Annotated in this window: 16 protein-coding genes; 2 read left to right on the top strand and 14 right to left on the bottom strand. The window is 38.1% G+C overall.

Annotated elements, in window-relative coordinates:
* Window positions 1–401 precede the first annotated feature (401 nt).
* The 10 genes from VOI46_RS20145 to VOI46_RS20100 form a co-directional block, all read right to left on the bottom strand.
* Entirely contained in the window at window positions 402–713 is a 312-nt protein-coding gene (locus tag VOI46_RS20145) for a hypothetical protein (RefSeq protein WP_004587081.1), read from the bottom strand.
* Window positions 714–980: 267 nt separating this feature from the next.
* Window positions 981–2,519: a glucan biosynthesis protein gene (locus VOI46_RS20140; protein WP_004587080.1), complete on the bottom strand. Its 1,539-nt coding sequence runs from the start codon at window positions 2,517–2,519 to the stop codon at window positions 981–983.
* Window positions 2,520–2,941: 422 nt separating this feature from the next.
* On the bottom strand, window positions 2,942–3,694 hold the full coding sequence (locus VOI46_RS20135; protein ID WP_004587079.1) for an SDR family oxidoreductase: 753 nt from the start codon (window positions 3,692–3,694) through the stop codon (window positions 2,942–2,944).
* 80 nt (window positions 3,695–3,774) lie between these two features.
* Window positions 3,775–4,008 (bottom strand): hypothetical protein, encoded by a 234-nt coding sequence (locus tag VOI46_RS20130; protein WP_004587078.1) that lies wholly within the window; start codon window positions 4,006–4,008, stop codon window positions 3,775–3,777.
* A gap of 663 nt (window positions 4,009–4,671) precedes the next feature.
* The gene (locus VOI46_RS20125; RefSeq protein ID WP_004587077.1) at window positions 4,672–4,980 is read right to left on the bottom strand and encodes a hypothetical protein; all 309 of its coding nucleotides are present in this window, start codon (window positions 4,978–4,980) and stop codon (window positions 4,672–4,674) included.
* 117 nt (window positions 4,981–5,097) lie between these two features.
* Window positions 5,098–5,673, bottom strand: coding sequence for a hypothetical protein (locus tag VOI46_RS20120; RefSeq protein ID WP_232423985.1), 576 nt, complete (start codon window positions 5,671–5,673; stop codon window positions 5,098–5,100).
* A gap of 2 nt (window positions 5,674–5,675) precedes the next feature.
* Window positions 5,676–6,188, bottom strand: coding sequence for a PIN domain-containing protein (locus VOI46_RS20115; protein WP_004587075.1), 513 nt, complete (start codon window positions 6,186–6,188; stop codon window positions 5,676–5,678).
* Window positions 6,189–6,327: 139 nt separating this feature from the next.
* The gene (locus tag VOI46_RS20110) at window positions 6,328–6,753 is read right to left on the bottom strand and encodes an energy transducer TonB (protein WP_004587074.1); all 426 of its coding nucleotides are present in this window, start codon (window positions 6,751–6,753) and stop codon (window positions 6,328–6,330) included.
* Window positions 6,754–7,102: 349 nt separating this feature from the next.
* Window positions 7,103–7,354, bottom strand: coding sequence for a Rho-binding antiterminator (locus VOI46_RS20105; RefSeq protein WP_004587073.1), 252 nt, complete (start codon window positions 7,352–7,354; stop codon window positions 7,103–7,105).
* Window positions 7,355–7,371: 17 nt separating this feature from the next.
* The gene (locus tag VOI46_RS20100) at window positions 7,372–8,211 is read right to left on the bottom strand and encodes a DUF417 family protein (RefSeq protein WP_004587072.1); all 840 of its coding nucleotides are present in this window, start codon (window positions 8,209–8,211) and stop codon (window positions 7,372–7,374) included.
* A gap of 357 nt (window positions 8,212–8,568) precedes the next feature.
* On the opposite strand from VOI46_RS20100, the gene VOI46_RS20095 reads away from it, so the two are divergent.
* Window positions 8,569–8,934, top strand: a complete 366-nt coding sequence (locus tag VOI46_RS20095; protein WP_004587071.1) for a GNAT family N-acetyltransferase — start codon at window positions 8,569–8,571, stop codon at window positions 8,932–8,934.
* A 3-nt stretch (window positions 8,935–8,937) separates the two neighbouring features.
* On the opposite strand, the gene VOI46_RS20090 is transcribed toward VOI46_RS20095, so the two are convergent.
* From VOI46_RS20090 to VOI46_RS20080, 3 genes are all read right to left on the bottom strand, one after another.
* Window positions 8,938–9,573 carry a trimeric intracellular cation channel family protein gene (locus VOI46_RS20090; RefSeq protein WP_004587070.1) on the bottom strand — a complete coding sequence of 212 codons (636 nt, stop codon included), beginning with the start codon at window positions 9,571–9,573 and terminating at the stop codon, window positions 8,938–8,940.
* Window positions 9,574–10,204: 631 nt separating this feature from the next.
* Window positions 10,205–10,384 (bottom strand): hypothetical protein, encoded by a 180-nt coding sequence (locus VOI46_RS20085; RefSeq protein ID WP_039972193.1) that lies wholly within the window; start codon window positions 10,382–10,384, stop codon window positions 10,205–10,207.
* A gap of 134 nt (window positions 10,385–10,518) precedes the next feature.
* The gene (locus tag VOI46_RS20080; protein ID WP_004587069.1) at window positions 10,519–11,673 is read right to left on the bottom strand and encodes an iron-containing alcohol dehydrogenase; all 1,155 of its coding nucleotides are present in this window, start codon (window positions 11,671–11,673) and stop codon (window positions 10,519–10,521) included.
* A 221-nt stretch (window positions 11,674–11,894) separates the two neighbouring features.
* Here VOI46_RS20080 and VOI46_RS20075 point away from each other — a divergent pair, with 221 nt between their 5' ends.
* The gene (locus VOI46_RS20075) at window positions 11,895–12,794 is read left to right on the top strand and encodes a LysR family transcriptional regulator (protein WP_004587068.1); all 900 of its coding nucleotides are present in this window, start codon (window positions 11,895–11,897) and stop codon (window positions 12,792–12,794) included.
* Window positions 12,795–12,977: 183 nt separating this feature from the next.
* On the opposite strand, the gene VOI46_RS20070 is transcribed toward VOI46_RS20075, so the two are convergent.
* Window positions 12,978–13,373, bottom strand: coding sequence for a DUF4019 domain-containing protein (locus VOI46_RS20070; protein ID WP_232423984.1), 396 nt, complete (start codon window positions 13,371–13,373; stop codon window positions 12,978–12,980).
* Window positions 13,374–13,427: the final 54 nt, after the last annotated feature.

Here is a 13,427-nt window from a genome sequence, read left to right as displayed (position 1 = left end):
ACGTAAATTTACAAATATCAATTCGCTTAATTAAGTAACCTATTTTGAGGATTGGTATAAAACGAGGTAAATAACACGCCTTAAAATTGCACGCTTAGTATTTACATCTATTAATGCAGCTTTTATTACTATGTCAGTAATAAAGTAGGTACATTCGTTAAATAAGCCGGCCATTTTAACTATAAATTAGGGTTTATCAAGGTAAATTAGCTACAGTTTGGATGTATTAGAAGCTAAGGTAGATTTGCTTTTGTATTATTATTAAAACGAATATCAGGCTATTGAGATAAGGAAGAAGAACAAAAAATTTAGATTTGTTCGCGGTAGTTAACCTAGTCTTACAAATAAATATTTAGATAGTAGAAGCCCCGTTTTTACTATCTAAATACTCTGGTATATAGCTAAACCGACTTTGTATATTTGTATTCGCATGATACAACAGCTGCACATAAGCCACTAAAAGCTAAAATACAAACTGCAGAAACGGCACCCCAAATTGACATTATCATCACAGGTAAACCGGCATTTGGTGCAGACATAACTATTCCATTCCCTAAATCTTTAGGTGCGCCAAGGTTAGAAAAAACACCAAATAAACCAATGCAAATAGCTATAAAAAACAGTATATAACTCAAAAACCCAAGCACTCTAGAAGCGATAAGCAGGCCCTTAAGGTTTTCTGTTTTAATTGTTGAGTATGGGTAAAGTTTCATATATATCCTTAATTTAATTACTTTTATTATTTTTCTGAGCGAATGTTTATTATTCACACAAGCAAACATAAAAACAAGTAGGAGCAACTTAAATTAGCTAAATTCACCAAGTAGTTAGCCAAGCATGTTAAATTTATAACTAAGCATTAGATGTATATTGAAATAAGAGAATTGCTTTAGCTAACCTTCGCTAAAAACATTTATTTTGCAGTTATTCGGGTGGCTACATAAAACTAATTATAGGGCCACCCGTTTTAATTTTTATAGTTACTCAACCGTTACCTTTGCATCACTTACCCATGTTTCGGTTATCGCCTCTTCGTTTTTATCAACCAAATACGCGCGTATGCTTACGGGGTCGTTATTGCTCTGTTTGTAGTCAAATGCTAATCGCCATTGGTTGGTCCCCACTATTGGGTAAGCACCAATTGGCTCAAGTATTTCGCCGTTACTGGCTTCAACAATAGGCTTTATGCCACTTTTTCTATCTAGGCCTTTAAATACTGGGCCTTCAAAATCAATCACCATTTTGTTTACGCCCTCAGGAATAGGCTGGCCAGGAATTCCGCCCTGTCCTTGGCGAGTATTAACAACACTTGCTAGGTTTTTTGATTTTGGATCGAGTGGACGCCACTCAATATCATAAGAAAAGGTAAACTCATCGCCTTTACGTACCTCTTTTTCAGGCACCCAATAGGCAACAATGTTATCAAACGTTTCATCTTTAGTTGGGATTTCGATTAGCTGCACAGCGCCTCTCCCCCAATCGCCCGTAGGCTTTATCCACGCTGATGAACGCTTATTGTAAAACACGCCGTCGTCTTGGTAGTTATTAAAGTCACGGTCTCTTTGGATTAAGCCAAAGCCTTTAGGGTTTTCATCAATAAAGCTATTGGTCGACACCGACTGCGGATTATTTAACGGTCGCCAAATATACTGGCCCGACCCAGTATGAATAGCTAAGCCATCGCTGTCGTGAATTTCTGGGCGCCAGTCTTTCGCTACCGTTTTATCTTTTTCTGAGTACCAATACATGCTGGTTAGCGGCGCTATACCTAAGCGCCCTACATCGGCGCGCATATACAAATTAGCACTTACAGAAGTAACATGCCCTTTGGCCTCTTTGTTATCTTTACTTAAACCAAACCGATAAGCACCTGTAACAGAGGGCCCCTCAAGCAATGCCCACACAGACATGCTCTCACCTTTATTTTCTGCAGGGCCTAACCAAAATGCCGAAAAGCGTGGAAATTCTTCTGGCTCACTCATACCGGTATTAATTGCAATACCACGAGCCGACAACCCATATTGCCCCTGAGGGCCATCAGTTCTAAAATAAGACGCCCCCAAAAACGATATCCAATCTGGTTTTATATCGGGGCGCATAATTCTAAAGCCTGCAAACCCAAACCCTTCTGGCAGGTCGTGGGCAGGGCTATCGTCAGGCATATCAAAAAGCGCATTATTAAAAGGCAGTTCTTTAACGTTGTTTTTATCATCTCTGATGAAAATACTTACCGGCTCAGGAAAATATCGCCCAGGGTAAAATAATTGCACCGGTGCCTTTTCGCCATTTGGGTAGAGGGTTTCATCTTCTTTAAAGCGTATTTCCCAGTGTTCGTCATAGGTAATTTTATCAATAAGCTCAGGTGCTGGCACTTCGACAGGCGTATAAGGCTTTTTGGCAGAGGCTTTTGCCATTGCTTTTAAATCTTCAAAAGTAAACTTAGCACTTGCTTGTGCTTGCGCCGTGTGTAACGACACTGAGGAGGCAATAATAGCGGCAATAAATAACTTTAACTTCATAAAAAGTATCTCTAATAAAGGGAGTCTAAAAATAAGCGCCCAGTACGAACGCCTAACTTAAAATGCGTGTAAAGATATTACACACCGCAATATGAACTCGCGTTTACTAAAATAACGTTATTTGGCGAAGCTTTTATGCTTAGCTGTGTTTAGGGGAGATTGTATTTGAATAGTTGCGTTTGAATAGCTGTATTAAATAAATGCGGCTGATATAGCTTTTACTTAGTTAAAGCCAGATAGTGCTTTAAAATCGAAATGCTGAACAATGCGTCACTGCTACGCTTAGTATAAATACCTGATTAATGGAGGCTTCTCAACAAAAACTGAGAAGTCGAGTAGCATATTCAATCCTTTTTTAGCTTATAACACCCACTTAAAAGTGTTAAGCGTGAGGAATTGCCATTACATTGGTTTGCTATGTATTAAAGGCCACCACATAAGTCTAAAAAATTCCCTGTCGAAAACGATGACTTTGCTGATGAAAGCCAATAAATAGCTTCGGCCACCTCCCCAGGCTCACCTCCACGCTTAAGAGGAATAAGCTCCTTTAACCTTTCTACTCTTTCAGGTTCACCACCATCAGCGTGCATTTGCGTATTAATTAGCCCAGGACGCACACAATTAACTCTAATTCCTTCACAGGCAACCTCTAGTGATAAACCTATAGTGAGTGTATCTATAGCCCCTTTTGAGGCAGCATAATCAATATATTCGTTCGGTGAACCTGAACGAGATGCCCCCGATGAAACGTTTACAATAACACCACCGTTTCCGCCATGGCGTGTAGACATACGCTTTATGGCCTCTCGACAGCACAAGAAGTAACTAGTCACGTTGTTTGCTAAAATAGTATTAATTCTTTCAGCTGTTAAATCCTCCAAACGCGACTGCTTACGTAAAATACCAGCGTTATTAACAAGTACTGATAAAGGACCTAGCTCGGCATCAATTTTTTTAAACAGCCTTAGCACATCATTCTCAACCGAAACATCTGCTTGGACTGTAATACAACGATTACCTGCAGCCCTAATATCGCTTGCGACAGCTTCGGCCGAAGCTAGATTAGACTTGTAATTGATACAAACGGCATACCCTTTTGATGCAAATAATTTAGATGTAGCAGCACCAATACCTCGACCTCCGCCCGTTATTAAAACCACTTTTGTGTTATTCATAAGTCATCCTTAAATAATGATGATGGAGGAATATAAAATGCTTTGCTAAACAGTAAGTAGTTGGCATAAATTAGCTATACTTAGCAAGAAGCTGCATTTTGTGCACAAGTTTTCTTTATCCCTAACTCTTCGTGAAAATTCATTGCGACATTAAAAGTCAGTACAAAAATAATAAAACCTAACAACCAGAAATTAAGCTCTTTTAATTTAAACCTTCCACGCCAAAACGCTGTTACAAAAATGAAAAAATATCTTATAGTGAAAAGAAACGTGATAAAGAGAAACACAAAAATAATAATTCCAGCTTTACTCATAAGTCTCCAGAGCAACTAACGAGCTTGTAAATTAACTCGTTTTAAATTTATTTTTATTAATGAATCAACCATAGCCGAGTTCCTATTTTGGTTCAATCCGTTATAGATATTTCACATAAAATATAAGAAGAGAATTTGCGGCTGTTTTAATGGACGTTTTAGAGGAAGTTATAGTTGCTTGATTGGCGTATTTTGGTATAAATGGGCTCTCCTTTTTTTAATGCTTCATGTTTTGCAGCTTTCTCATTTATGAACAAGGCAATACAGTTGTTTCAGCAGAAAATAAAGGCGTTCATATTCGTTTTATCCTGTAAGGCCAACTTTTTCATGTCTCTCTGACCGTATTATTCCGCTTTTTATTTAGATGAAAACAGACTTAATAAACCCGAGCCGTTTACTTTTTTATAAAGTTTCTTGTCGCCTATCGGACTATCCCTTATTACTTTTATCTTGTCAGTGTAGTTCAGCTTTTTAAATGATTCATTTTCATGAATTTAACCTAACTTAATGTTATAAATAATAATTTACGTAAAGGTTAGAATGGGTGTCACCCTAACTCCTTAAGGCTTATAGCGCTTGCCTAACCGACGCGAAATAGCAGGCTAAAATTAGCGTCAAAGGAGCGCAAGCCTGCTGTATTACGTCACTTGGTTTAGGCACTTGTTAGCCCGAAAAACCTAGCTTCCAAGCTAAATACGCAACAAACAAACCTAGTAAAATTGTTGATACAACTTTAAAAGAAAGACTGTCATGCCAAGGCCAAGGCCGCTCGTCGCATTTCTGTTGGAGCTGTTGAACCAAATTCTTTACGTGAGGTGGTAAATTTCCACCATTTTTATGTCTGGCTTTAGCAAACAACTCAAAATAACTTAGATAAACTTTTATTTGTTTAGAGTTTGAACAGGTAGAGGCTAAATCGATCACTTTATGTAAGTCAGTAAATTTTTCTGCATCCATTTCTTCTAACTTCATTTCAACTCCATAGCTAATTGAGTGGCTAACGCCGCTCTAACCTACTAAAAATAGTTGGCAAAAATTTTGTGAGTCACGAACAAAGCCAACTGTTTATTGCCCGAGTTTACAACTTTTCTAGCTTCGACCTGATAGTTGCTCAATACTTAAGTTTGAACATATTTCTGACGTTGTATCATATTCAAAGCTTGCATCTATATATAACCTAAAGGTAAAAGAAAGGTTTACTGTACCCTCATCAATTTCAATATTATAAAGTGCCTTTATATTCTCAATATCATCTACGTGCTGCTTAAATTCAACTAAGTCGATAGTTACTACTAGATCAACCGTTCTCATCTCATAAGAACAACTTATATAAACGCTTGAGTCTGATAATTCACTAACGTAATTTACTTCAGGATCTTCTAGCCCTTCAAAAATATCTGACTTAATATCAATAACTTCAGTAAGCTTTTCTCCAAAAACTCTAGAGCCCAATAGATTACTAAGTACAGAATTAGACATAGAGTTTAAGTAACTTTCAGTTTCTTCGATTAGGAAATACTCTTCATCATCTAGGGTTTCATATTTATTTACTGCATTCGCTATTTGATCTACATTTTCTTTATTAAAATCAAAAACTTTAAGATAAGGCTTAATGTTTGCCCCAATTTCCAAAGCTATAATATCCTTCTGAAGATCTCCATTCAAAACTAAATCAGAACCTTTTTTTTCAAAAAGTCACTTTTATTATCCGTAATAAACGCCACATCGCCTGTTATTGAATTGTCTTTTAGGTATTTTAGAAAAGACAACCAAATCAAAGTATCTCTATAACCTTTTTCACCATCTGTAAATGGTTTCGTTACATTTAGAGCTCGCTGGACGACTTCTTTCTGCGATATTCCCTCATAGTCAATATTTTCTATTGAATGTACTTTGCCTTCTAAGATCGTCTTAATATCGTACTCGGATGTGGAAATATCTTCTATTGCCACCCCAATACTTCCACTATTTAACTTATGTAAGCGTTTAAAGTGCTTTTTAATTTCCGACTTAGATGCAACAACCTCCCTGTTTCTGAGGTTATTGACCTCTTGCACTACCAATTCAGATAAGAGCAAGTCTAAGTTTTCATTATTTAAGTAGTGAAACAAGAGCTTAAAATTAACATTACCTACAAACCAATTATTAAAAAAAGCATTCGTATCAATAAAAACATTCATAATAGATTTCACTTTGATTGAGTGACCACTGAAAAAGCTAACGTCCTGTTAACGGGCAAAATTTAGTTGGCTAGAATAAGCGACGAAGAAGCACAAACCAACTGTTTTTTGTCCTTGTTTAACAGCTTGTTAGGGTTACTTAAATCTTACAGTTTTTATATGCATCTTTGTAGTTAGATGAGTTTCTAACCACAAAGTCAAGTTGGATAGTAGTTGCAACAGGTTGTCTATTTGAATTTGTTGATGTTGGAACCCATTTCCATTTTTCAATAGCCCTTGTAGCCTGAATATCAAATACATCTTCAGGAAACGCTTTTATTATTTTAGGGTTAATTGCATTACCACTTGAATCAATAATTAGCGAGAATTCAACGCAACCCGATATTCTTTTGGTGTTAGCCTGTTGGGGGTATTTGGGAGCAATCTTTTTTTTAACTACCCAGTAAACAAGTACAGCTTCTTTATTACCAATTAAATCTAAATGCTCGTTAGAAGAATTTTTTTTTGTAGTTGAGCATCCACTCAAAAGTAAAACTCCAATTGCGAATAAAAATGATACTTTCACGAACTCTCCTTGTAACCCTAACAGTTTATTGAACACCACTTTGGGGGTTTATAACGCCCCAAAGCGGCGCATATTACATTGCTCAATAATTCCACTAAATAACTGTAATGTAAACAAGCAATTAGACAGTAGTGAAAAAGCCTTTGTTATGTTGCCCCAAAACGACTTTTAATAATGTTATTGGACAAAGTCAAGATAGCTGTTTATATGCACAGTTTACTCTAAAGGTAAATTTTGCCTTTGTGCATTTAGCCGTATGAGTTAGAGCATTGGCGAGATAAGCGAGCCTTAACATAATGATGAAACAGGCCCGCTGGAGTGTTTATAATAAAACGAATGGGTTAGTGAATTACTTTACATCAAAGTTCACATGATCAAAGTAAGGATTACTCTCACGCGCTTTAAGTAGACTAATTGTAGTGAGCACAATAAGCTTTAGCTCGCCATTTACGTTAATGGCAATGCACTCTTGTTTGAGCGCATTGCGTTTTGTATCAGTTGCTACACCACATACACTATCACCATTTTTTAAAATAAGCTCAACGCTTAAATGGTGCATACAGGCAATTTCGATGTAATCGTAATGGTTGCAACTGATCATAACGTCCTCTTTATATATTATTTAGCAGATTTAAATAGCATTAAAGTGGCAATAACAATTAAGTTACCTACATACCATAAATCTTTAATTACAAATTGCCCTAAACGCTCTAATAACGTGCTTGAGCTAAACGCGCCGTTTGCGGTAATTAAAAATGTTTGGGTCATTAAAAATACACTTAAACACGCTAAGCCACTAACGATAATGAGCTTTTTATTTTTAAGTAAAATGCCTGCACCAAGTAGTACTGCAAATAATACATCAAACCCACCAATGATATTTGATGCGCCTTGTACGCTAAATACCGTGTATAACCACGACATAAACGGTGAGGTTTCTACTAGGCCTACAATAGCTTTGGCTTCAAACTCATAAAATTTCATGCCGCCAATCCACAGTAAAACCATAGCAACCGGAATAAAGTTTAAAAGTACGTGTTGTTTGTCTGTTAGTTTATTTTTATAAAACAAAAATAAATACAAAGGGATGATAGCAAAGTATTTAATTATGCCTTGCCCACTGCCAATAACTGGAAAGCCGCCTAACTGTGCCATCCAGCGGTTACTGGCAAATAAGGTAAGTAAAGGCACTATGCTAACAACTAACGCGAGTATAAGTGCAGGCATCGGCTTTATTAATTTTAAATGCGCAGCTAAGGTTGCTGCTGCCAACGCAATCATCGCGGTGCCTGTGAGCAAACCTAATGTATTGTTACTGAGTAAGGTATCAAGTTCATAAAAACTAAAGGTAGCTGAGAGTGTGTTTGGGTTTGCACCTAAAGCAAACGATACACCAAGTAATGCAAAGCTGAGTGTAAGTAAAAAGGTGAGTGCGTTATTTGTGTGTGTTATGTTCATTGTGTGCCCATTAAATCTGTAATGGCTAATAAAGACCCAATTTTTACAAAAAGTGATTCAACTAAAGTTAAATTTTTTAATACAAGGAAGGACATTTTGGTTTTTACGTTTACAAAAGCCACGCGTGAAAAGAGGTTTAACCTGAGCTTTGGTTAAGAGATTTAGATATAGTTGGTTAGTAATGTTACTGGGTCTGTTTTCTCTAGCTAGAAATTTTAAATGAAAACAAGGCGTATTTGCGCGTCAATAGCTAGCCTATTGCAAGTAAATTCAACGCAGTTAGCGCTAAAAATAGCTGCTTGAGATAGATTTATTAGCCAAGGCTCAGGTTATTAATTAAATCTTAGAAAACTTACTATGGTAGAGCACCTTGAGGTGGCCGGCTTATTTTTAACTGAGCAACAGCATAATGAAAGGGTTGACGAGCAATACGATTGCTCTCATCTTATACAGTTTAATGGTGAAGCTATAGGTACGCTAAAGTACAAGATATGGGGTAGCCACATTGAAATAATGCAATTGCAAATACACCCCAACCATCAAAATAAAGGCTACGGCAGAGGCGTTATTGAGCAAGTAATTAAAACTGCAAAGTTAAAGCCTATCAAACTAACAGTACTTAAAAACAACCCTGCTAAAGCACTTTATACTCGACTAGGCTTTAAGGTCACTGGGGAAGATAACTATGAGTACCATATGCAAACCCAGCCTATAAATAACTAAGAGCTACTCTCTTTGATCTTTAAAATCTTTTTTTCTGAAAATGGTTAGGTGCCAGCCCCATTTAAGCGAGCCTAATCTTAAAAATACAGTGGTAAAAAGTGAGCCTAAAATACACCAAATATAATCGACTTCTATGGTAAACAGCGCAGCATAAACTAGGCCGCCTACTAAACAGGCTGAAGCATAGGGCTCGTTTCGCATAACTGAGGGTACTTCGCGGCAAATTACATCTCGTATTAGGCCGCCAAAAATCCCTGTGGTGATCCCCATTGTTATCGCTATTACCATACCTGTACCGCTTATTAAGGCTTTTTCTATCCCCATAATATTAAATAATGCCATACCTATAGCATCGACTAATAAAAAGTAATAGTTATTTACATGAGGTAAGTAACGCACAAAAAATATGGTGGCAATAATAGCGGCGTAAGTTGAGTATAAATACTCAGGCGTAGCTATCCAAAATATAGGTTTATCTAAAAGTATGTCTCTTAGCGTGCCGCCACCTAAAGCTGTAACAGTTGCGACCACCACTACCCCAAAACCACTTATGTTTTTTTCGTAGCCTAGCAGTGCTCCTGCAACCGCAAAAAAAGCCACTCCGAGCAGCCCCAGCACCATAAAGTATTCAGCAGTCATGTGCATTCCCTTTTAAATTTTATACATTGGTGTATCAATTTATATGCCAGATGTAATTAGCAAAAGCCAAAAGCGAGGATTAAAAGTACATTTTAAAACAATGGGTTAATAAATTTTTGATAAAATTAATGATGGGTTATTGTGATATGCGATATTTAAAAAGGTAATTATTTTAAAAGTGAGTAGTTTTTACACATTATTTATTTTTAGCTGAGTCGCCTTTTTTAGTGCCCACCAGCACTAGGGTCTGTTGACCTTTCAAGGTTAAATTTGCAGCTGCCTGTTTGGTATTTAGGCAAGGCAGAGCCTATGTGATGTGGTTATTCCCCATAGGTAGGCGATAACGCAGCATCAATGCCAAACAGGCGCTGCCCTTCGGGTTCTGCCTAGGGGCAATTTACTCTTTGTTGCTCGGTTTTTACTTAGCCCAAACAACCAATTGGCAAAGCTTTGCGACATGACATAAAAAGCAACCTGCTTCACCCAATATCTAATACCAACCCGCAATAATACTTAATCATTTTTAGGGGCTAAACGTGTCGCTATCTGCGTTAAAAAATTCTCATTTAGAATAACTAAATAACGAATTTTTTGCCTAGCTATCAACACGTTTATCTATCCTCAAAATAGATCACTTAATTAAGGGGATTGGTATAAACTCTACATACTGCGCTAAAAAATCATTAAGTGATAAGCTCAAAAGTACTAAATTATTACTTATTAAAACCCATAGTGCATACAAGCCAAGCAGGCCATCGCCCACACTGCCAATATAAGATGAGTAACCAATAAATAATAACAAGCCGCGCATGGTAAGTCCCTGTTAGCTGTGTTGTAGAGTTAAATAATAAACTAGCTTAGTTAATTGCACCATTTAGCTTTTAGCTTTTAGCTTTTTGAGCATAAAAAATGGCGCTAAAAAGCGCCATTCAAAAAACAATTAAATTAAAGCGCTAGGCTTAAAATTTTCTTCGCTTTAGCTATGTCAATATCGCCATGTTCGCCAAGGGCTGTCATGCCGTTACGCTCAAGGTTGTTGGCAACGGCTTCAACCGCGTCTTCACCTAGGTCGTAATCGCCAAGTTTTGTTTTAATGCCCATTTGCTCAAAAAAGTCTTGAGTATGTTTAATGGTTGCATCAATCAGCTCGTTTTTGTCTTGCATATCAAGGCCAAATACACGCTCACCTAACTGAATAATTTTAGCGCGTTTTTGCTCTTGCTGAACAAACATAAGCGGCGGTAATACAATCGCAAGTGTTACAGCGTGATCTAGGCTATAAAGCGCTGTTAGCTCGTGACCAATCATATGCGTAGACCAATCTTGCGGTACGCCTTGGCCAATTAAGCCATTTAGTGCCATCGTTGCCGACCACATTACGTTTGCACGAACATCGTAATCTTCTGGGTTTTCAAGGGCTTTAGGGCCTTGCTCAATTAGCGTAGATAAAATACCTTCTGCAAAACGGTCTTGCAGTGGCGCATTAACTGGGTACGTTAAATATTGCTCAATAACATGTACAAACGCATCAACTACACCGTTAGAAATTTGGCGAGTAGGCAGTGAGAATGTATACGTAGGATCAAGTACGGCAAATTGCGGTTGTACAATTGGCGTACCAAAGGCACGTTTTTGCTGGGTTTCTTTACGGGTAACAACCGAGTTACCGTTGCTTTCTGAGCCAGTAGCCGGAAGCGTTAATACCGCGCCAATAGGTAGTGCGCTTTTTACTTCTGCGCCATTAACTAAAATATCCCAGCCGTCGCCTTCGTATTTTGCTGCTGCCGCTACGTATTTAGCGCCGTCGATAACACTACCGCCGCCTACAGCTAATATAAAGCTAACGTTTTGCTCTTTCACAATTTCTACAGCTTTTGAAAGTGTTTCGTAAGTTGGGTTTGGCTCAACTCCCGAAAACTCCACAAAGTCCACACCTTCAAGTGCATTTACTACATCGTCATATACGCCGTTCTTTTTGATCGAACCGCCACCGTATAAAAACATGACCTTGCCTTGGCTTGGTACGCGGCTTGCGATCTCATTAATTTGATCTTTGCCGAATAAAATCTCGGTGCGGTTTTTAAATGCAAAATTTAACATATTTGTACTCTACTTGGTTACGGGGCTCAGCCCCTGGTGCTCATTGCTTTATAAAATGGGAATTAATAGTTAACTTTCAAGTAATTAATTACCTATTTTATAAATTAAATATGAGAATGTTTAATGTCTAACTGAACGAGCGCAAGTGTACGCGCACTTTACAATAACTAGAATTCAGTTAATCTTGCTTTACCCATCGGATTTCTGATACCTAATGTTTTATGTCTTATTTTGTACAATTACGCACCTTTGTTGAGGTATATCGTTGTAAAAACATCTCTCGGGCTGCTAAAAATTTGGGGCTGTCGCAACCAGCTGCAACCGCGCATATACAAACAATGGAGTCGGTGGTAGGTAAATCGTTATTTGAGCGGCGTCACCGAGGCGTAGAACCAAGTAATGCCGCCCACGATTTAGCAGGCCAAGTGGCAAATCACCTTGATGCTATAGAGCAAAAAGTTGCCTCTGTACGCACCCGTTCAAACGATGTGAGCGGAACGATTACACTAGCCGGACCCGCCGAATATATTAGTTATGTTGCCTCTGCACAGCTGGCAAATTTGTTACAAGCAGGCAATGTTGATGTGGTCGTGCTGCCTGGTAATCGTGAGCAAATTTATTCAGCGCTCGACACCGGCGTTGCTGATATGGCCATTACAGCCTCTCTGCCCGATAACAAAATTTACGACTTTGAAGTGCTCGACAGCGAAGAGTTAGTACTGGTGGCGCACCGTTTATTAGCGCAAAGCTTAGGGGGGCAAACCATTACGCCAGCACTTTTAAATACGCTGCCGGTGGTAAGTTACGACAGTCAATTACCGCTTATACGCCAGTATTTTGATACTGTATTTAAACAAAGCTGTACGTCAAAAATAATTGCCCGCTGCCCCGACATACGCGCGCTCGCCGGCATAGTAAGAACCGGTGTAGGCTATACCGTGCTGCCTGATTATATATGTCATGACGATATTCAATCGGGTAGATTAATTAAACTTGGTCCGCAAGGGCCGGAAAACAATTTGTACTTAGCGTGGCGTAAAGGGGCGCTTGCTCACCCGCGGCTTAATTATGCCCGCGATGTGTTAATGGCTTTTTCTAATATTAATAAATACGCAAAATAGTTTTTTAACTTATACCAATCCGCATAATTAAGTGATCTATTTTGAGGATAGGTAAACGTGATGATAGCAAGGCAAAAAATTCGCTATTTAGTTGTTCTAAATGAGAATTTTTTAACGCAGATAGCGACACGTTTAGCCCCTGAAAATCATTATGTATTATTACGGATTGGTATTGAACGCTGGTTATTTAATAAAATAGCCAACCGCGCGCCATTGCCCACTACTTTTACTTAATGTAAGGGTTTCAACCGCAAGCCTTGCTGAAAATTGCGTTTTAAATTGCACAATAAGGTATTTACCTTGCGGGGCACCAGGTAAAGATGAGTAAGCATTAGCACTTATTTGTTCTCGCGTAGCCACTTTACCTAGTGGCGCACGCACTGTGTTTAGGGCGTTTTTCCAGTTTGCTTTACTTAATTGCGATTTAAATAGCGCATCGGCTTGTTGCCAACTTTTTGTGTATTCACCCGCATCAATTAACTGTAACCAGTTTATTGCTACGGGCATATTTTTAGTGGTTTCGGCCCACACTGAGCAGCTTATAAACAAGCATAAAATTAAAATGAGGGGTTTCATCATTCTTCCTTTTAATCTGGCGTTAAAAGTAAATATAAATGATATAAACAAAGCAAT

Origin of the sequence: Pseudoalteromonas sp. CuT4-3, from assembly GCF_035666335.1 — a bacterium.
GTDB lineage: Bacteria > Pseudomonadota > Gammaproteobacteria > Enterobacterales > Alteromonadaceae > Pseudoalteromonas > Pseudoalteromonas atlantica.
The sequence above is the reverse complement of the archived record's forward strand: the minus strand, read 5'-3'. Positions and strand labels throughout refer to the sequence as shown.